Source organism: Paenibacillus sp. oral taxon 786 str. D14, assembly GCF_000159955.1.
Taxonomy (GTDB): domain Bacteria; phylum Bacillota; class Bacilli; order Paenibacillales; family Paenibacillaceae; genus Fontibacillus; species Fontibacillus phoenicis.
In genome coordinates this window covers 71,152-89,113 of the sequence record NZ_GG695970.1, presented here as the reverse complement: position 1 = coordinate 89,113, position 17,962 = coordinate 71,152, and the positions used below count along the sequence as shown (strand labels likewise).

19 protein-coding genes are annotated in these 17,962 nt (G+C 54.5%); 7 read left to right on the top strand and 12 right to left on the bottom strand.

The window, feature by feature from the left end; all coding sequences use genetic code 11:
- The 4 genes from POTG_RS22915 to POTG_RS00430 form a co-directional block, all read left to right on the top strand.
- On the top strand, positions 1–438 hold a 438-nt coding region (locus tag POTG_RS22915), incomplete at its 5' end, for an RsmF rRNA methyltransferase first C-terminal domain-containing protein (protein ID WP_198136131.1).
- Between the two features lie 127 nt (positions 439–565).
- Complete coding sequence (locus POTG_RS24150) at positions 566–661, top strand: hypothetical protein (RefSeq protein WP_009222812.1); 96 nt, start codon at positions 566–568, stop codon at positions 659–661.
- A 137-nt stretch (positions 662–798) separates the two neighbouring features.
- On the top strand, positions 799–1,383 hold the full coding sequence (locus POTG_RS00435; RefSeq protein ID WP_009222811.1) for a DUF2087 domain-containing protein: 585 nt from the start codon (positions 799–801) through the stop codon (positions 1,381–1,383).
- Between the two features lie 135 nt (positions 1,384–1,518).
- Positions 1,519–2,790: an MFS transporter gene (locus POTG_RS00430; RefSeq protein WP_009222810.1), complete on the top strand. Its 1,272-nt coding sequence runs from the start codon at positions 1,519–1,521 to the stop codon at positions 2,788–2,790.
- Between the two features lie 65 nt (positions 2,791–2,855).
- Here POTG_RS00430 and POTG_RS00425 read toward each other — a convergent pair whose 3' ends face one another.
- From POTG_RS00425 to POTG_RS00400, 6 genes are all read right to left on the bottom strand, one after another.
- Positions 2,856–3,659: a Cof-type HAD-IIB family hydrolase gene (locus POTG_RS00425; RefSeq protein ID WP_009222809.1), complete on the bottom strand. Its 804-nt coding sequence runs from the start codon at positions 3,657–3,659 to the stop codon at positions 2,856–2,858.
- Between the two features lie 534 nt (positions 3,660–4,193).
- Positions 4,194–4,967 (bottom strand): pseudouridine synthase, encoded by a 774-nt coding sequence (locus POTG_RS00420; RefSeq protein WP_009222808.1) that lies wholly within the window; start codon positions 4,965–4,967, stop codon positions 4,194–4,196.
- A 1-nt stretch (position 4,968) separates the two neighbouring features.
- Positions 4,969–6,510 carry an RsmB/NOP family class I SAM-dependent RNA methyltransferase gene (locus POTG_RS00415; RefSeq protein WP_009222807.1) on the bottom strand — a complete coding sequence of 514 codons (1,542 nt, stop codon included), beginning with the start codon at positions 6,508–6,510 and terminating at the stop codon, positions 4,969–4,971.
- Positions 6,511–6,614: 104 nt separating this feature from the next.
- Complete coding sequence (locus tag POTG_RS00410; protein ID WP_009222806.1) at positions 6,615–7,106, bottom strand: DUF309 domain-containing protein; 492 nt, start codon at positions 7,104–7,106, stop codon at positions 6,615–6,617.
- Entirely contained in the window at positions 7,096–7,911 is an 816-nt protein-coding gene (locus POTG_RS00405) for a GTP pyrophosphokinase (protein WP_009222805.1), read from the bottom strand. Before POTG_RS00405 ends, POTG_RS00410 begins: the two co-directional genes overlap by 11 nt.
- Before the next feature lie 51 nt (positions 7,912–7,962).
- Complete coding sequence (locus POTG_RS00400) at positions 7,963–9,057, bottom strand: quinone-dependent dihydroorotate dehydrogenase (RefSeq protein ID WP_036643687.1); 1,095 nt, start codon at positions 9,055–9,057, stop codon at positions 7,963–7,965.
- 200 nt (positions 9,058–9,257) lie between these two features.
- Between POTG_RS00400 and POTG_RS25070 the strand changes: the two genes are divergently transcribed.
- Entirely contained in the window at positions 9,258–9,389 is a 132-nt protein-coding gene (locus POTG_RS25070; RefSeq protein WP_260070057.1) for a hypothetical protein, read from the top strand.
- Between the two features lies 1 nt (position 9,390).
- On the opposite strand, the gene POTG_RS00395 is transcribed toward POTG_RS25070, so the two are convergent.
- From POTG_RS00395 to POTG_RS00385, 3 genes are all read right to left on the bottom strand, one after another.
- A complete protein-coding gene (locus POTG_RS00395) occupies positions 9,391–10,851 on the bottom strand; it encodes a L,D-transpeptidase family protein (RefSeq protein ID WP_009222803.1) in 1,461 nt (486 codons plus the stop codon).
- Between the two features lie 515 nt (positions 10,852–11,366).
- Positions 11,367–11,609 (bottom strand): ferredoxin, encoded by a 243-nt coding sequence (locus POTG_RS00390; protein WP_009222802.1) that lies wholly within the window; start codon positions 11,607–11,609, stop codon positions 11,367–11,369.
- Positions 11,610–11,738: 129 nt separating this feature from the next.
- Positions 11,739–13,046 carry a DNA polymerase IV gene (locus tag POTG_RS00385; protein ID WP_009222801.1) on the bottom strand — a complete coding sequence of 436 codons (1,308 nt, stop codon included), beginning with the start codon at positions 13,044–13,046 and terminating at the stop codon, positions 11,739–11,741.
- 217 nt (positions 13,047–13,263) lie between these two features.
- On the opposite strand from POTG_RS00385, the gene cimA reads away from it, so the two are divergent.
- Complete coding sequence (cimA, locus tag POTG_RS00380; protein ID WP_009222800.1) at positions 13,264–14,883, top strand: citramalate synthase; 1,620 nt, start codon at positions 13,264–13,266, stop codon at positions 14,881–14,883.
- A gap of 65 nt (positions 14,884–14,948) precedes the next feature.
- Here cimA and POTG_RS00375 read toward each other — a convergent pair whose 3' ends face one another.
- The gene (locus POTG_RS00375) at positions 14,949–15,527 is read right to left on the bottom strand and encodes a TlpA family protein disulfide reductase (RefSeq protein ID WP_028538731.1); all 579 of its coding nucleotides are present in this window, start codon (positions 15,525–15,527) and stop codon (positions 14,949–14,951) included.
- A 137-nt stretch (positions 15,528–15,664) separates the two neighbouring features.
- On the opposite strand from POTG_RS00375, the gene POTG_RS22615 reads away from it, so the two are divergent.
- A complete protein-coding gene (locus POTG_RS22615) occupies positions 15,665–16,120 on the top strand; it encodes a M67 family metallopeptidase (protein ID WP_009222798.1) in 456 nt (151 codons plus the stop codon).
- Positions 16,121–16,132: 12 nt separating this feature from the next.
- Here the strand turns inward: POTG_RS22615 and POTG_RS00365 are convergent, their stop codons facing one another.
- Together POTG_RS00365 and POTG_RS00360 are read right to left on the bottom strand one after the other, a co-directional pair.
- The gene (locus POTG_RS00365; RefSeq protein ID WP_028538732.1) at positions 16,133–16,870 is read right to left on the bottom strand and encodes an exonuclease domain-containing protein; all 738 of its coding nucleotides are present in this window, start codon (positions 16,868–16,870) and stop codon (positions 16,133–16,135) included.
- The gene (locus POTG_RS00360; RefSeq protein ID WP_009222796.1) at positions 16,867–17,958 is read right to left on the bottom strand and encodes a DUF294 nucleotidyltransferase-like domain-containing protein; all 1,092 of its coding nucleotides are present in this window, start codon (positions 17,956–17,958) and stop codon (positions 16,867–16,869) included. The genes POTG_RS00365 and POTG_RS00360 overlap by 4 nt, the downstream gene beginning before the upstream one ends.
- Between the last annotated feature and the right edge of the window lie 4 nt (positions 17,959–17,962).

Sequence of the window (17,962 nt, the reverse complement as noted above, 5' to 3'; positions counted from 1 at the left end):
AGCTTCCGCGCTTGGGCGGCGGACGAGCTGCCTGCCTTCGCGCCTCCCGCTGGAGGCACCCCGCTCCTGTTCGGCGAGGCGCTTTATCTGCTGCCAGCCAGCGGCGGTTTGGCGCTGACGCCGGAACACCTGACCGGCCTGAAGGTTCCACGCGCCGGGCTGCACCTCGGCGACGTCCGCAAAGGCCGGTTTGAGCCTGCCCATGCGCTGGCCATGGCGCTGAGCGCGAACGAAGCCGACCCGCGTCTGTGGACGCTGGACGAGAATTCGCCTCTCGTCGCGGCCTACCTGCGCGGCGAGACGCTCGAAGTGCCCGCCTCCTTGCGCGGCTGGCACCTCGTGACCGTCGCCTGCGGCGACGGCCAATACCCGCTGGGCTGGGGCAAAGCCAGCGGCGGACAGCTGAAAAATCACCTGCCCAAAGGATTGCGGCATTAAAATTTCGGATTTGCCTATTTGCAGGTCACTCCTGCCGGATGTCCAAACGTATACCTCCTTGGCTGCATACAATGCACTATCTCGTTTTAAAAACGGGAAACCATCCTGACGTAAGGGAGGAATAACAATGAGTGGAATCCATGGAGGGGGCTTCACTTCAACGGCAGCAATTTTGGTACTGTTCATCTTGCTCGTGATCGTTTCCCGTTCGCTTCTGGTGTAATGCAGCCACGAGCCTGTAAAGCGGTTGGAATCCGGCCTGGATTCCAACCGCTTTTTTTATCCCTTGACAAGAAACCGCTTAGGATGAAATAATACACTCATCTAATTAAATGATTATCGAATTAGCGAGGGATGAGGATGCAGCTCGACCGATTAGTTCATTTTCATAAAGCTGTTGGCGATGTGACCCGGATCCGGATTATCGCCTTGCTTCAAAACGGCCCGTTACACGGTCAGGCACTGGCCGGAAAGCTTGGCGTCACGCCGCCGACGATTACCCACCATATGACCAAGTTAAGGGAGGCGGATTTGGTGTACGAACGCCGCGACAAGAATACGATTTATTTTTATTTGAACGAAAAAAGCCTCACCCAACAAGCTCAAGCGATTCTAAAAGTCGGCAAGGCGAGTTCTGCGGCCGAGGACAAGCAAGAAGCGGCGGCACGCAAAGCCGCGATCCAGGACAACTTCTTTAACAGAGACGGTACCTTAAAGCATCTGCCGGCCCAACGCAAGAAGAAGCTGATCGTGCTTGAGCGTCTCGTCAAGGGCCTGGAGCCGCACCGCAAATATACGGAGAAAGAAATCAACGAATATATTCGGCAATACCACGAGGATTATGCTACGATTCGCCGCGAGTTTATCATGAACCATTTCATGTACCGCGAAAATGATATTTACGAGTTGAACCCGCCGGAGCTCTGGGACAAGAGCCCATCCTGATCGCAGCAGCAGCGCATCGGGTTATATCTCGCCATGCAATAAGGCAGTGCCTTTTCGCCTTGTTGCCTTTTTTTGCACTAGTAATTAGATAACTATTTAATTAGATTGATATATAAAAGGAGTTGGCCTCATCCCATGAAATCTTTACGAATCCTGCGCCAGGAACCCTCCTATCGCCGCCTGTTTGCGGCTGGTCTGGTCAACGGCATCGGCGACCGATTCAGCCAGGTTGCTGTCCTCGGCTTGCTATTATCGTTGACCGGCTCGGGTCTGGCCGTCGGCATCACCTTTGCGGTTCGCCTGGTTCCCTACCTCGTCTTCGGACCGCTTGGCGGGTGGCTCGCCGACCGTTTCACCAAAAGAACGATCATGCTCTTCACCGACGCGATCCGGATCTTCTTTGCGTTAACACCGCTTCTTGTCCACGATGCCGGAGACGTCTGGATCATCTATGTCAGCTCGTTTGCCTTGTCTGCGGGCGAAGCCATCTACGCCCCGGCCCGCATGTCGCTGATTCCCCGGCTCGTCCGTCGGGAGAACTTACTAGCAGTAAACAGCTTGGAGCAGGCCATGGTGGGCTTTGTGCTCATCGGCGGCTCTGTCACGGGCGGCATCCTAGCCGCTGCGGTTGGCAGCCAGGTGTCTTTTGTGCTTAACGCCCTGTCCTTCCTCGTCTCCGGCCTGCTGCTTCTTCGTTTGAATCCTGCCGAGCAGCCCGCAGCACGGGCAGACGCGACAGCAACGAATACCGCTAAGCCAAGCCCGAAACCCGCGATTCACCCGTCCACCGCATTTCGCCGGCTGGTGAGCCAATCCTTCTTTTTGCGAATTATGCTGATTGTCTTTACCATTTGGCCGATCGGGGACGGGATCTTTAATGTGCTGATCAGCGTATACGCCTCTGAAGTGTTCCACATGGGAGACGTCGGCATTGGGCTGTTGTATGGGGCGCTGGGGGCCGGGATGCTGATCGGTTCCGGACTCGCTGGCAAGATGGCCCGTCATATGCGAACTGCTGCGGTTCTTGCACTTGGGCTCGAAGGAATCTTTCAAGTGATCAGCAGCCAATCGCCTTCATTTCTCCTGCTGCTTGGGCTGCTGGCTTTCTCAGCGGTCATCACCAGCGTAGGCAACGCCTGCAACGAAACGGTTCTGATGCAGTTGATTCCAAGCGAATGGCAAGGCCGGTTCTTCGGCGGCCTGGCCACCCTGCAAAATACCGTAATGGGCGTCGCCATGCTCGCTTCAGGTTTTCTGCTGGAAGCCGTGACCCCTAGAACGTTGGGACTCGCCGGGGGAACGTTCCTCGCTTTGCTGGGCTTTGGCCTAGGCCTCGTCTGGCTGCTGCACCGCCCCAAATCCCGTCCCCTGCCGGACGCCGAGCAGCCGCGAATCTCCCTAGACTGACCATTTATGAGCACCCAAAAAAGCCGAACCCGGTTCCGGGCTCGGCTTGATCTATGTTCACGCTGTTAGGCTTCCAGGCAATATTTCTCCAACGCCCGCTTCACGCCTTCCTCGTTATTCGAGGCCGTGACGGCATCGGCGGCAGCTTTTACGTCGAGCGGCGAATTGTCCATCGCTACGCCCAGTCCGGCATAGGTGAGCATCGTGATATCGTTATAATAATTCCCGATCGCCATCACGTTTTCCGCCGGGATTCCGCGTTTTTCCGCCAGCTTCCGCAGGGCCGCTCCTTTCGAGGCGTCTTTATGCATCAAGTCGATGAAGAAATCGCCGCTGCGCAGCATATTAAACTCCTGCGTCCACTGACTCCAGTCAGCATACACCCGATCCAGCTCCTCCATCCCGCCGGCTGCGGTGAACTTCACGATCGGTTTGGTGAAATCTGCCCAGGCTGGCATATCCTCCGGTTCCATAAAAAATTGGTGGTACACGTCCAGAGTCTCCTGGGTCAGCCCAGCCAAATTTTCCACATACAATGCAAAGGTAGTATTCACGTCAAAATGGACGTTGTGTTTGCGGCAATACTCCATATACGGTTCCAGCCCATGCGGATTCATCGCAAATTCGTGGACGACCTCCTCGGTCCGCACATCCACCGTGGCCGCGCCGTTATGGCAAATCACGTAACCGTCCAAGCCAATTTCGCGCATATACGGAATCGAGCTCCGAGGAGCCCGGCCGGTGCACAACACGAACTCCGTCCCTTGCTCCGCGATGGCGCGGATCGTCTCGATGGTTCCCGGCGTCAGGACGTGGTCATCCGTCAGCAACGTGCCGTCTACATCCAAAGCAATCAGTTTATATTTCATGTATGGTGGTGTCTCCTTTCTGTCTCAACCCTCCCCATCCCTCCCTTACCGTAAGGGAGGGGGCCCGAGGGCCTGCTGCCCTCTGGTCTCCCGCAATGGCGAGGAACGTGGGAGGCACAGAGGCGCTCCTGCACGCTCTCCCCTTTGGGGAATCGCTTAGGTTGGCTCGTGGAACGCTTTTCCCCCTTCGGGTACGTCTTACTTTTGGCGCTCCCGGGTTCCCTGGTGAACCGTGCTGCTCAACTCTGCTTCTGTCGGCGCACCCGGGCAGACTTCGTGCGTTTAGCCGCTTGTCGCCCTGCAGGCATGCTCTGCTTGGGGGCGCTCCTGCTAACTGGCGAACACTGCGACATAGGGCTTTTTATCCTTCTACTCCGTGCAAACAAACCGCTGTCCCTTCGGGATTCGCTTACTGTAGCGCAAACCGCTGGTTTGTTGGGGCTACTACGTGCTTCTTTGCCTCATTCCTGCAAACCCGGCGCTCTCCCTGCGGGATTCGCTTACTGTGGTGCTAAGTTTGAGTTACTTTGAGGGCTACTTTTTTGTCGCTCCGGGGCTTTTGTATGTTCGCAGCGACTGTAGCTCGGACTCGGTCAGCTCGCGGAAAGCACCAAGCGGCAGGCTCTCGTCGAGCACGAGCGGGCCCATCGATAGGCGCTTGAGGTAGATGACCCGCGAGCCGACGGCCTCGAACATCCGCTTTACCTGATGGAACTTCCCTTCCGAGATGGTCAGCTGGACGCGCGAAATGCGGGTTCCGTCGGCATCTATGCCGTGCTCCAGCACCTTAAGCTCGGCGGGTAAGGTAACATAGCCGTCGTCGAGCTCTACGCCTTCCCGGAACCGGGCGGCTTCCTCATCGCCGACATGGCCGAGAACAACGGCTTCGTACGTTTTAGGCACATGCTTGCGCGGAGATAACAGGTCGTGTGCCAACTGACCATCGTTGGTCAGCAGCAGCAGGCCCTCCGTATCCTTGTCCAACCGACCGACAGGGAATGGGGAGAACACTTGAAAATCCACCGGGAGCAAATCAATGACGGTTTTCTCCCTCATATCCTCCGTAGCTGAGATGACGCCGGGCGGCTTATGTAACATCAAATAGACGAATTCGCGGTAAAAAATCTGCTCCCCGTCCAGCTCCACAACATCGACATCAGGATTGCATTGAATGCCGCTGTCCTTGACAACCACACCGTTGATCGTGACCCGGCCTTGTTTGACGTATTTTTTAATCTCCGATCGGGTGCCATAACCAAGATGGCCTAAAATTTTGTCCAGCCGCTGCGTCTTCTTGCCCTTACTCATCTTATGTCCACCTCCACCCGGCGGGATATTCGTTCTTCAGCAAGCCATCCTGCCATTTGCCCCAGCCCAGCGAATAGCCGTCGACCGTGACCAGAACGTAGCCTTTGGGGCTGGCGCCTTCCCGGCAGCGAATCCGCTCCTTGTCCACCTGCAGCGTCTCTCCCTTCAGGTATCGGATCACCTCGCCGTCCGAAGAAGGGAGATCCAGCACCCGCACCGCTTCGGTTGGCGACAACGCCGTTGCCAAAGGTTGTCCTGGCGTCAAACGCCCGTTTTTCACAGTTCCGACGTACCATCCGGGACGCACGACTTTTAAGCCGTCCAGCCGCTCTTTCGTCAGTGGGGATAGATAGACGTTGCCGCCAAAGAGAAGCGGTTCTCCCGGCAAATCCGCGCCGGCGAGTTGTTCCTGGGCAAAAGCCCGCCAGCTTTCCAGCACCTCCCGATCATCCACCGCCTTCGCATCACGACCTCCACCGGGACGGGAACGATGAGAGTGACGGGAATTCCGTTTATCGCGAGAGTTCTCTTCCCATTGCGAGGAAACCTGACGCTCATCTTCTAATTTCTTCTCAGGGTTCTCTCCCCCTTGCCGCTCCAGCACCGCGAGAAAATGCCCCTCGCCCTCCACCTGATGCGGCCAAAGCCGTCCACAGCCGGCAGTTTGTTCGGCGATTTCCGGCGGATACATTTTGCCCTCTCCCCGGTCAGCCAGCCAAGTGAGCCACTCCGGCCGTCCGGGTGCGATACCATAATCTAAACCCAAAGGCACTACTCGAAATTCCGGATGCTCCAGCAGAAACTCAGCAATCGTCGCTTCATTCTCCTCCGGGGCAAACGTGCAGGTAGAATAGACGATTCTCCCGCCCGGCGCCAGCATGGCCGCAGCCGACTTCAAAATTTCCTGCTGCATGTCAGCATATTTCCGAACCCAATTGGGCTCCCAATGCCGCGCCATATCCTCATCCTTCCGGAACATGCCCTCGCCCGAGCAAGGCGCATCGATCAGGATCTTATCGAAAAAAGAAGGAAACGCCCGCGCGATCCGCTCCGGCGATTCCCCCAGCACAACGGCATTTCGAACCCCGTACAGCTCGATGTTCTTGGCGAGCGCCTTCGTCCGCTCCGGGTTGATGTCGTTGGTGACCAGCATTCCTCGTCCGCACAGCTTCGCTGCGATTTGCGTTGACTTCCCGCCAGGGGCTGCGCAAAGATCGAGCACCCGCTCTCCGGGAGTGACGTCCAGCAGCTCCACCGGCGCCATTGCACTGGGCTCCTGAATATAATATAGCCCGGCATGATAATACGGATGTTTGCCCGGCTTTGCCTGCTCCTCGACATAGTACCCTGTCTGGCACCAAGGGATCGGCCGTAAATCAAACGGCACTACCGCCTTGAAGTCTATCGGATCGATCTTTAGCGTATTAACCCGGATTCCTGCAAATTTAGGACTGTCATAGGACGCGTAAAAGTTCGCAAACTCTTCCTCGCCCAAAAGCCCGCGCATCCGTTCTATAAATTCCTTTGGTAGTTGAACCGCCATGCTTGTCCCATCCATTCTTTGTTTCAATCCTGTTGGTAGCAGCCTTGTGCAAACGGCATACCGTAAAAACGCCCGTCTCCCCAACACCGGGGGACGGGCCGCTCTCAGCCTTGTTCACGCGCTCTCCTTTGTTCCAGCTTCCGCTGTCGCTCCGCATGCTTCTCCCCGCGCTGCGGCGTGCGCCGCTGCGGAATGTTCGGGGCGATGTTATGAGAAGCCTCCGCCACCAGGCGCACCAACTCCGGGTCCAGCACCTGGATCGTGAGGTCGTAATACGTAAAAGCTTGAATACTCCCTTCTGTCAGCTGCCGGACGTACGCTTCCGTGTCCCGACGCAGCTTCCCCAGGTCGATGCCAAGCGTGTGTTCCGGATAGGGGGCCAACCGCTCTAAAGCGGATTGCAGCATCTTCCGTCCGCCGGACAAATTGCCGCGCCGCGCGTGGAATAATCCGACAGCAACCTGCAGCAGTCCCTTATACAGCGGACTATGCCCCTGCTCTAGCCACAATTCTTCGAGCACCTCATGGCACTCGAAGTAATCGCGGTCGCGGTTGAAATATACGAGATACGCCACAAACAGCGGCTCATAACTCATCCCCGGGCTCCTCCACTTTTTTGTGCAGCTTGATCAGATCCTTCAGTTCGACCTGCAGCTGCTTCAGCCCATCAAAATCCTTCGCTTCCCACAACCGGTTAAACCGGTCCTGGCTTTCGATGGCTTCTTTGACCAGATGGTAAAAATAAAGCTGATGAATCGACGCAAGCACGGAGGAAACCACGTTAGAATCGTCCTCAAAGCTCTTCTGCGCCTGCAAAATTTCCTGGCGAATGCTCGACATTTCATTATCCAGTACGAATGCAGCTTCGGCAGCCTTTTTGAGCCGGCCCCGCATTTCTTCAGGCAGACTTTCCCGATACTTGTAGTTCAAAGAATGCTCAATCGTCGCCCAAAAATTCATCGCCAGCGTACGAATCTGAATTTCGGCCAGCACTTGCTTTTGACCCAGCGCGGTTTGCACTGGATATTCCACGATCATATGGAAGCTGCGATAGCCGCTTTCCTTGTAGTTTGTAATGTAGTCCTTTTCGTAAAGAACCTTCAGGTCCTTACGCATACGAATATATTCCGCCACCCGGCGGATATCCTCAACGAACTGACACATAATGCGAATGCCTGCGATATCCTCGATTCCGGTCTCCAGATTGTCCATGGACACATTTAACCGCTTCGCCTTGTCCAAAATGCTGGAGATTTTCTTAACCCGTCCGGTTACGAATTCGATTGGCGCATACTCTTCGCGTTTCTTCAGCTCGGCGCGCATCGTCTTGAATTTAACCTTCAGTTCTTCTACGGCTTGTTCATATGGAAGCAAAAATGTTCCCCAATCTCTACTGTCCATCCTTATGCCTCCTGTCTTCTGTCCCCCGGCTTGAATCGATGCCGGCTTAGCTTATCGGAGATCCGCCCCAACCGCCTCGGAGATATGGCGATAGCCGTCCCGGCGCAGCAACTTCCGCAAGCCGCGATGCAGTTTGCGGTTGATTTCCGGGCCTTCGTAGATCAACGCAGTGTAGATTTCGACTAAGCTGGCGCCAGCCCGGATTTTGGCATAGGCATCTTCCGCTGTGAAAATCCCGCCCGATCCGATAATCGGCAATCGGCCTTCCGTTTGCCGATACACGCGCGAGATGATCTCTGTGGATCGCGCGTTCAGCGGTTTTCCGCTTAAGCCTCCAGTTTCCCGAGCGTTCTGGTGCGTGAGGCCGTCCCGCGACAACGTCGTATTGGTGGCGATTATGCCGGAAACGCCGCTATTGCGAATGGTGTCGACCATATATTCCAGCTCATCAAAGCTCACGTCCGGCGCGATTTTAACCAGCACTGCCTTCGATTTGCCATGCCGCTTTGCTTCGGCCGCCATCCGGTCCTTTACAGCAGTCAGCAGCGAAGCCAACTCATTACCATGCTGCAATTTACGTAAGTCCGGCGTATTTGGTGAACTGATGTTCACAACGAAAAAATCGGCGTATTCATATAAGTCCGAAATGCATTTCTCGTAATCACGGTAGGCTTCTTCGTTGGGCGTGATTTTATTTTTGCCGATGTTGACGGCGATCGGAATCGGGCGGTGCTTCAGCGCCTTCAGACGCTGTGCCATCGCCTCTGTTCCGCGGTTATTAAAGCCCATCCGGTTAATCAACGCTTCGTCGGAAGGCAAACGGAACAACCTTGGACGGTCATTGCCGGGCTGTCCCAGCGGCGTCACCGTACCCACTTCCATAAATCCGAATCCGATCGCGGAGAAACCTGGCACCGCGTCGGCATTTTTATCAAGACCGGCAGCTAACCCCACCGGGGAAGGAAAATGAATTCCAAATAAGTCCGTCGCGAGCTCCGGAGCTTCCGGCACGCCGTACATTCCGCGCAAGAGCGGCAGCATTCCAGGAACGGCAGCAGCAGTATGTAATCCGTTGATAACGAGATGATGGGCATTCTCCGGATCCATCCGAAAAAATACCGGTTTTCCCAATGTGCGATACAACACGTTGTACAGTTCACTCCGATCTTACGCTTTGCATTTTTGCTAATATCAGTTTAGCTGTTTCTGTTAGAAAAGAAAAGTTTAACCTAAACCGCACGTGAAAGAAACAACAGGGTGATGGAATTTTGCCGTGAAAGCCGTTACAATAAGGGAGAAAGCATCTCTAATATCGCTTTAAACTAGGCTAGAGAGGGGAAATGTTCATGTCTGCCAAGCGCAAACCGCCTACACTCCAGAAGAAAAAGGACGAAGTCAACAAGAAAGCGCTCATCTGGTCCATTTCCATCGTTGCCGCGCTGGTCATCGTGACTACCGTCCTATTGATCGTAACCTAAGCTAGTTCAGCCAATGGTAAGTGCGGTGGGGATTAGTCTGATCCTGTCTATCGCCCAGGGCGAAACGCTCCGCCGGGACGTTCTTCAGCTTCGGCAAAATCCCCTTCCCAATCCTCACCCTCGTCCCCTTCGGAACCAGATCAAACAGCTCTTCCACATCCTTCTTGCCCATCCGGATGCAGCCTAGCGACTCATCCTTTCCAATACTGTCCGGCTCATTCGTTCCGTGAATCGCGTAGTTTGTATCCGACAGCTGCATGCCGCGGCTGCCAAATTCCCCGCTATCCCTTCCGTTCGGGTTGATCACTTTTTCGGAGATGACAAACGTGCCCTCCGGCGTTCGCGAGCCGCCCAATCCAACCGGATAACTCCGAATCAAGACGTTCCCGCTGACCACCGCCAATGTGTGCGTTTTCGTATCGACGATCATTTCATAAGGTTCGGCAAAAAAAGGCCGCTGCCCCGGAGCCATCCCCTCCGCGAGCACTTCTGGCGCATTCGCATTTCCCGTTGCGCCTGTACCCTCGCGTTTTAATTGCGCAAGCAGCGGTTTAAACGCCCGCACCATGGTCGGATCGGTCCCGGCAATCCAGTTGTCGGGATACGGCCCGACCAGGTCTTGCAGGCTAGCAGGCCATACACCGTTAGCCTGCTTGTAGTGGATCATCGCCGAGGCAAGCACGCCCAGCGATTCCTGCTGCGGGATCCAATGCCGCGCGCGCTCCTGCAGCGCGGCCGAATCCGGCGGCGCGCATTCGCACGCGCGCGCATCATAGGCTTGGAGCGCCGTCCGACCATCGGCCGGACTCTGCTCCAAGCCAAACGCGACGGGCAGGTCGTCCGACCAGACCAGCCAGTCGCCAGCCTGCTCCATGCCCAGCGCTGCGGCATGGAGCAGGGGAACGGCGGTTTGCCGCTGCAGCGCGAGCAAACCGCCCAAGGCCTCCGCCTGCGTCCCGGCAGGGTCGCCGCCGAAGCCGATGGCGGTGAACGCCGGCTCCGAGAAGGCCGGCGTCCCCGCAGGCGCACCTTCGCCCGCCTCATCCCCGGCGGGCTTCTGCGCTTCCGCCGATGCCTCCCCGAGGTCGGCATCGTCACCGGCACCTGCATCGGCGGCGTTCACGGGCACCGCCGCCTGCCGATCCCCCGGCGCATGGGCGGAAGGAATCCACACCAGCAGCGCAATCAACAGCGCAAGACTGAGCTTGCGCAGGAAGCGGCTTCGTTTCTCCTTCCGGTGTGACTCCTGCAACAGCCCTTCCTTATAGCCGGCCAGCACTTCCTCCGGTAGCGGAATTTTGCTGGATTCAAATGCCTCATACACGTTGCCCGCCTGAATATAACAATAGTGGGCTTTCCCCGCTTGCCCGTTCGCTTCATATTCTTTGCCCAGCAGGTACCAGGCCATTTTATTGTTCGGGTGGTTTTCCACGTATTTTTTAAGGTAAGCCGAGTTCCCCATCAGTTCCTCCAGATTAGAGAGTAGTTGAGAAATCCCCTTTCATTACTTATATCGGCAAAAAAATCCGCGTTCCTAACCCAATTCTCGCCAATCCCGCAATTTTGCGACTTAGTACCTACCAGCAGGTCGGTATCAAGGTAAAAACGCCGCCGTTCCTCAGTCGTATCACTGCACAGCTCTTTGCATGATTATCCCTTTCGTTCAGAACTCATCAGGACCCAACGGGATAATCCCTCAAAGAGCCGCACAAAGCGACCTGAGCCAGCGGGATAATCGTGCAAAGGGGGGCAGCAGAGGTAGTAGACCCCAGCCCCCCGATCGCGATCACCGCATCATCTAATAAGAAAAACGTCTATCGACGTACATTCAAAGTAGACAGACCGCGTTTAGCGGAAGTTTTTCTTGCGATATCAGGATGCCAATCGCCCGAAGTTTATACTTTCTGATATCTTAAAAAAAGAGCACCCCCGCCAAAATCGGCGCAGGGTGCTCCTTATCCCAGTTATTCCAAAGGTTTAGCCTTCTTTATTAAATGGCTCATCTGCAACTTTGATGGAATCCGTTGGGCAGCCGTCGCAAGCGTCTTGGAGATCGTCGTACAAATCTTCCGGAATCTCCGTGATCCCGCGGTTGCCGTCATTGCCGTAAATCACTTCGGCCAAACCCTCATCGTCATAATCGTAGATATCCGGTGCTGTTGCGCCGCAAGCGCCGCAAGCGATGCATGTGTCCTTCTCAACCCAAGTATATTTCGCCATCTCTTATCTGCCTCCTGAATAAACGGTACGAGTCCGGTGCTTTTTATATCACCATGACCAATATAATATAAATAGTTTACAATTTCAATGCGTTTTCCGTATTATTCCAATTCCAATACGTGATCATTCCTACTCCGAACGTGGACCGTCCGAATCCTCCCGGTTCTGGCGAAGAAAGTCGGTTTGCAGCGAAGTCCCGCGAATGCGATGATTGCGGATCAATGCCGATGGATCATCGGTCAGCATTCCTGCCGTCAGCACGGCGTCTTCCCCGAACTTGTCTCTTAGCATGTCCATTGTGCGCGTTAATGACTCTTTTTTGGGCTGCCGCTCATAATCAAACAGATCGAGCTGCAGCGCGGATTCCTCCTTTGGAACCAAATTTTGTAAAGTGATCCCTAGGAGACGAACCGACTTGTCTTCGCTCCAATGGCGGCGGTACAACTCACAGGCTTCCCGGTAAATCACCTCCGCCTGCTCGGTTACCGTATCCAGACTGTGCGAGCGGGTGATCGTCTTCATGTCCGGGGTGCGGATCGTAATTTGGATCGTCTGTGCCATCAGATTTTGCCGCCGCAGTCGGCGCGCGACTTGATCCGCGATGTTCAACAGCACGCGTTGCACGTCCTCCATCCGGCTAATATCGCGCGGCAGTGTGGTGGTGTGGCCAATCGATTTATTTCGCTCGCGCTCATCGCTCACCGGCGAATCATCCCTGCCGTTCGCCGCCTGTTTCATCCAAGAACCGGCCACCCCAAATCGCTCGATCAGCTTGCGCTCGTCCGCAGCCGCCAGCTGCCCGATCGTATAGATCCGCATCGACTTCAGCTTCTCGGCCGTCTTTCGGCCGATGCCAAACAAGTCGCTGCACGGTTTGTCCCACAGCAGCTTCGGCACGTCCCGGATGCGCAATACAGTGATGCCGTTTGGTTTTTTCATATCTGAAGCCATCTTGGCTAACAGCTTGTTGGGAGCAATCCCAATCGAACAGGGAAGGCCCAGCTCGTGACGGATCCGCTGTTGGATTTGACTCGCAATTTCGAGCGGGGTTCCAAATTGCTTGGAGCCGGTGATATCGAGATAACATTCGTCGATGGAAACCGCTTGAAGGAGCGGCGTGTATTCGTACGCAATGTCCATAAACGCCCGGGAATATTTGCGGTATAGATGGAAATCCGGCTGGATGACGATTAGCTCGGGACATTTCTTCAGCCCTTGGCTCACGGTCATTCCGGTCGACACTCCCATTCTACGCGCGGTATACGAGCAGGTGACGATTACTCCTTTGCGCAGCTCCACGCTCCCCGCTACCGCGGTAGGTCGGTTTCGATATTTGTCCGGCTCCTCCGCCTCATGAACCGAGCAGTAAAAAGCGTTCATATCGACATGTAAAATGACTCTACCCCGCGCCGGGTAAAAATCAGCGGTATCTCTCATTTCCTACCCCTCGTTTATCATACGTTACTCCTAAGTTCAGCATACCTGTCCCCGGAAAGTCGGTCAATATCGCTAAGGGGCAAGAAGTTTATACTTTCTGTTCTCTCAAAAAAGCATGTTACATTTAACATGTTGATGTTATAATTATTAATTAAAAACTAAACATTCGGGGAGAGCTAACCACCCTCATCCATTGCTAAAGGGGGATACTTCGATCATGTCAAAGCCAATATCCATCTTCGACACAACCTTGCGAGACGGTACCCAAGGCGAGGGCATCAGCCTGTCGGCGGACGATAAGCTGAAGATCGCCAAAAAGCTGGATTACCTTGGGGTCCATTATATTGAAGGTGGAATTCCGGGCAGTAACGGGAAGGACATCGAATTTTTTAAGCGGGTCAAGGAGCTGAAGCTGCAGGCCAAGATTACCGCTTTTGGCAGTACACGCCGAAAAGACAGCCTAGCCGAACATGATGCTAACCTTAATCGGATGATCGAAGCCGGTGTTCCAGCTGCGACGCTGGTTGGAAAATCGTGGGATTTCCATGTGCATACCGCGCTGCAAACGACGTTAGAGGAAAACCTCGCCATGATCTTCGATTCGATCGCTTATCTGAAGCGGCAAGGGCTCGAGGTCATTTTTGACGCGGAACATTTTTTTGACGGGTATAAGAACAATCCGGAATACGCCCTCTCTGTCTTACGCAAAGCGGAAGAGGCTGGCGCAGACTGGCTGGTCATGTGTGACACAAACGGCGGAACGATGCCGCACGAGGTGTATGATATCGTCAGCGCATTGTGCCAAGTCATTCCCGGCTCGAAGCTGGGCATCCATACTCACAACGACTGTGAGCTGGCCGTCGCCAACTCGCTTAGTGCCGTCCGTGCCGGCGTAAGCCAAATCCAAGGGACGATGAATGGATACGGGGAGCGCTGCGGGAATGCCAACCTCTGCTCGATTATTCCAAATCTGCAGCTAAAGCTCGGCTACGAAGTGCTTGAACCTGACCGGTTAAAGCAACTGACCAATACCGCCCGTTACATCAGTGAGATCGCCAACGTGCATATGCCGGTCAACCAGCCGTATGTCGGGAACGCCGCGTTCGCCCATAAAGGAGGCATTCACGTCTCGGCCATCCTTCGCGATTCACGGACGTATGAACACATCGCTCCCGAACTGGTCGGTAACCGTCAGCGCGTGCTCGTCTCCGAATTGGCCGGACAAAGCAACATCCTGTCCAAAGCGCAGGAGATGGGAATCGAGTTCAATCCGGAGAACGAGAACACCAAACAAGTTATCGCCAAGATTAAAGAACTGGAGCATCAAGGGTATCAATTCGAAGGCGCTGACGCCTCGCTTGAATTGCTGTTGCGTCAGGCCAATGGCGATATGAAGGAACTGTTCGTCTTCGAATCGTTTAAGATGCTCGTTGAGAAGACCGCTGACCGTCCAGTTGTTTCTGAAGCCTTCGTCAAGCTGAAGATTGACGGAGTCAGCGTCTACACCGCGGCCGAAGGCAACGGTCCGGTTAACGCCCTCGACAATGCGCTTCGCAAAGCCTTGATTACCTATTACCCAGGCTTGAAGGATATGCATTTGTCGGACTACAAGGTGCGCGTCCTCGACGACAAAGATGCTACCGCATCGAAGGTACGTGTATTGATCGAATCCCAGGATTATCACAATTCCTGGAATACCGTTGGCGTGTCCAGCAACGTCATCGAAGCGAGCTGGGAAGCGCTAGTGGACTCCATCCGTTACGCGCTGCTGGGACAGACGAAACGGGAGGACTACGAAGAGATTCCTTCCGCCGGATGGGGACTCGTCAACCATTAAACGCCATCTCTTATGCGAAAAGCCCAAATCTCCGTTACTCACGGTGATTCGGGCTTTTTTCTGTGCTATATCAAGCTTTTGATCTTGGCTTCCAACTCTTCCGGCGAAATGACTCCGACGATGACATCTCGAATCACGCCTTGTTCGTCAATCAGCACGTTGGTCGGAAAGGCAATACCATTATACTTCCGGTAAAGCTCCTCTTTTTCATCCAAGAGAACCGGGAAGGTGTAGCCATATTTTTTGACGAAGGCCTTGGCCTCATCCAGGTTATCGTATAATGTAACGTTCACGGCATAGATGTCCAGTGAATCCTTGTATTTCTCAGATAACGCCTTCAGCTCAGGCGCTTCCTCCTTACACGGATCGCACCAGGACGCCCAGAAGTTCAGAAGCAGTACTTTATCCCGCTTGCCCCCAACCTCATACGTCTTGCCATCCAAACCGGTTAACTCGAACGTTGGCGCAGTCGTTCCTGGCTTCGGTGCCCCTTCGGCTGCCATGGCGCCAAGCGAAGGTTCGTTATTGTCTCCCTTAGAGCCGCTGAGGAAGCTGCCAAACCAGCCCTCCTGTCCCCCACGGTCCAGCAGAGCGATAACCAGCAACACTAGCAACCCGGCAAGTATCCATCGATTCCGTTTCATCTTTTGCCCGTCCTTTTATGACCTCATCTGGTTTTGAAGATTATGTTTACCGTAATTATTGTACCCTTTTTTAACGATTTGTTACAATGGATCGAGAAAAAGGTGAACTCTAACCTATCACGACGGGAGCATGCAAAATGAATCAATCCTGGATATTGCCGCCGCATATTCGTGACGAAATGCTGCAGGATGGGCAAGATCGTTACCCGGAGGAAGCCTGCGGGCTGCTGTTTGGATCGCTGGACGGCCGCATCGGCACCATTGAACGTTATCTTCCTGTGGCGAACCATTCGAAGATTCCGTTGCACGCTTTTGAACTCGACCCCGCCATCTGGGTTCGCAGTTGCTTTGATCCGCGATTGATTGGCGTCTACCACACCCACCCCACTTCACCGCCGCAGCCATCGTCAGAGGATTTGCGTCAGCTTCCGAATTTTGCCGATCGCCTTCAATTGTACCTAATTGGTGGTCGGATGAATCCATCAAACGATAAGCCGCCCGGCGAACCGGACGGCTTCATGCTACACGCGTATGGGATAAGTGCTTATTCAGGAGGTTATCGTCTGCTGCCCATCAAGTTACGTGAAAACTAGGACAGCAAAGGCTTACGTTCGGCTTAAGAAGGTGTACAGATCTCCCAAAGTAATCACGTTTTGTTCTTTCAACCGTTGGATTAACGCGGTCCACAGCTGAGCTGTCATCTTGGAGTCTTCCAATGCGTGGTGTCGCTTCGTTACTGGAATCTCGTACACGGCCAGCCATTCGTCCAGGCTGCCAGAGATACGCCGGTCCGGTTCCAGCTTCCGGGCGATCATCATCGTGTCCAGCACCCGATGCCCGAGATGAGCTTTGGTGGTCTTCCATAACGCCACATCCAAAAAAGCTTTGTCATGGGCACTGCCGTGGGCAACCAACACCCGGTCATCCACGAATGCCATAAATTCGCGCAACGCCTCCAGCAAGGATGGAGCTGACTGAGCCATCTCCGGCGTAATTCCAGTTAGTTCAATGATTCGCTCAGGAATTTGGCAAGCCGGTTTGGCCAGCGAGTAATACACCTCATCGGTGATTCGCTCCCCCTCCACTTTTATGGCTCCAAAGGACAAGATTTCATCACCATAATGGTAATGAAATCCCGTAGTCTCCAAATCGAAGACGGCCGTTTTCAATTCAGCCAGCGGAACGTGAAGCGTCTCCGGACGGCGCTGTCCTTTGGTTAATGAACGAACGAAAGCGATTTGCTGTGCGCTGGGGGCACCAAGCATCGAGGCGATCCTTGGCGACACTCCGCCGCCCTTAAAAGCATCCCAAAAACCACCATTTCCCTTCATCGGTTCTTTCATAACCATTTCCTTTCCGCATACCGGTGCTGCCTTTGGAGTGTGCGGTACATGACCTTGACCGTACTGAGCGATTCCCGCAGCTCGCGCCGGAGCTCTTTCTGTTTTAGCATTTCTTGGGGCAGGTAATGAGAACCCGTGAGCAAGCCGTCTTCGATGACCGGTGATACAAGCGATCTTAGCTTCACCGCCGTGTTAAACGCGCGGCTGCACGACTCCAGCCACCGTGTCGGAACAGCCTCAAGCTGAAGGAGTTGAGCAATCCGTTCCCAAGTGTTCGAGGCTTCGATCCCGTATTGCAAAGCCAAATAACGCACGGCGTTCACGATCGGGATGTACAGCCCGTATTTCACGTCAAATTCCCCGGCATGTTCACCGCTTTGCTCTGTGATCACTTGCCCCAACACATTTAGTGCCGCTTTGTGACGGACAGTATTCCGCAAAATGGCCGTCACCACATCGCGTTCACCGCCTTGATCCGCCTCCATAATCCGCTTCATCGTCTTGCGCAAGCCATCGGTTAGCTTCGCATCCCCGCAGATATGGCGCAAATCGGCGGCAATCATCAAGTAACGAACCTGTTCCCAAGCCAAAATATCTCGCCATTCCAGCAGTTGCTTCTCCCACGCGTCAAGGTTGCCCCGCCATAATGGATTGGACACCATCACCTTACCCGGACATGGGGGATAACCAACCTGCTCGAGAATCTCTGACAGCTTCTCACCAAAGCGCTCAAAGTAGACTTCCAGCTGATCCGCATCACCATCCCCGTAAATCAAACCGTTATCCTGGTCGCTCCATAACGTGGGTTCCGCCCGACCGGCGCTTCCAAACGCAATAAAGGCATAATGCGAAGGAGGAGGGCCGAAGCCCTCCTGGATCATTTCTTCTTCACAGCATCGGCAAGCTTGGGTCATGACGGCATCATGTAGGTCCGAGACTTCACGGTTCCAATCCTGAATCGGCATCGTTGTCAGTTTGCGATACAAGCGATTCTGCTCATCGATTCTGGCCGCTCTTAGCGAACCGGGAGTTGCGGCGGACCGAATCGCGTCTAAATTTGCGTTGTTCATGGCCGTCTCATGACTCATAAGC

Excerpts from the sequence above, each read along its gene's own strand:
- POTG_RS00405 (WP_009222805.1), bottom strand. The coding sequence starts at position 7,911 with ATGGACAGTAGAGATTGGGGAACATTTTTGCTTCCATATGAACAAGCC.
- POTG_RS00395 (WP_009222803.1), bottom strand. The coding sequence starts at position 10,851 with ATGGGGAACTCGGCTTACCTTAAAAAATACGTGGAAAACCACCCGAAC.
- POTG_RS00420 (WP_009222808.1), bottom strand. The coding sequence starts at position 4,967 with ATGAGTAAGGGCAAGAAGACGCAGCGGCTGGACAAAATTTTAGGCCAT.
- POTG_RS00410 (WP_009222806.1), bottom strand. The coding sequence starts at position 7,106 with ATGAGTTATGAGCCGCTGTTTGTGGCGTATCTCGTATATTTCAACCGC.
- POTG_RS00425 (WP_009222809.1), bottom strand. The coding sequence starts at position 3,659 with ATGAAATATAAACTGATTGCTTTGGATGTAGACGGCACGTTGCTGACG.
- POTG_RS00385 (WP_009222801.1), bottom strand. The coding sequence starts at position 13,046 with ATGAGAGATACCGCTGATTTTTACCCGGCGCGGGGTAGAGTCATTTTA.
- POTG_RS00360 (WP_009222796.1), bottom strand. The coding sequence starts at position 17,958 with ATGAGTCATGAGACGGCCATGAACAACGCAAATTTAGACGCGATTCGG.
- POTG_RS00365 (WP_028538732.1), bottom strand. The coding sequence starts at position 16,870 with ATGAAAGAACCGATGAAGGGAAATGGTGGTTTTTGGGATGCTTTTAAG.
- POTG_RS24150 (WP_009222812.1), top strand. The coding sequence starts at position 566 with ATGAGTGGAATCCATGGAGGGGGCTTCACTTCAACGGCAGCAATTTTG.
- POTG_RS00430 (WP_009222810.1), top strand. The coding sequence starts at position 1,519 with ATGAAATCTTTACGAATCCTGCGCCAGGAACCCTCCTATCGCCGCCTG.
- POTG_RS00435 (WP_009222811.1), top strand. The coding sequence starts at position 799 with ATGCAGCTCGACCGATTAGTTCATTTTCATAAAGCTGTTGGCGATGTG.
- POTG_RS22615 (WP_009222798.1), top strand. The coding sequence starts at position 15,665 with ATGAATCAATCCTGGATATTGCCGCCGCATATTCGTGACGAAATGCTG.
- POTG_RS00375 (WP_028538731.1), bottom strand. The coding sequence starts at position 15,527 with ATGAAACGGAATCGATGGATACTTGCCGGGTTGCTAGTGTTGCTGGTT.
- POTG_RS25070 (WP_260070057.1), top strand. The coding sequence starts at position 9,258 with ATGTCTGCCAAGCGCAAACCGCCTACACTCCAGAAGAAAAAGGACGAA.
- cimA (WP_009222800.1), top strand. The coding sequence starts at position 13,264 with ATGTCAAAGCCAATATCCATCTTCGACACAACCTTGCGAGACGGTACC.
- POTG_RS00390 (WP_009222802.1), bottom strand. The coding sequence starts at position 11,609 with ATGGCGAAATATACTTGGGTTGAGAAGGACACATGCATCGCTTGCGGC.
- POTG_RS00415 (WP_009222807.1), bottom strand. The coding sequence starts at position 6,510 with ATGGCGGTTCAACTACCAAAGGAATTTATAGAACGGATGCGCGGGCTT.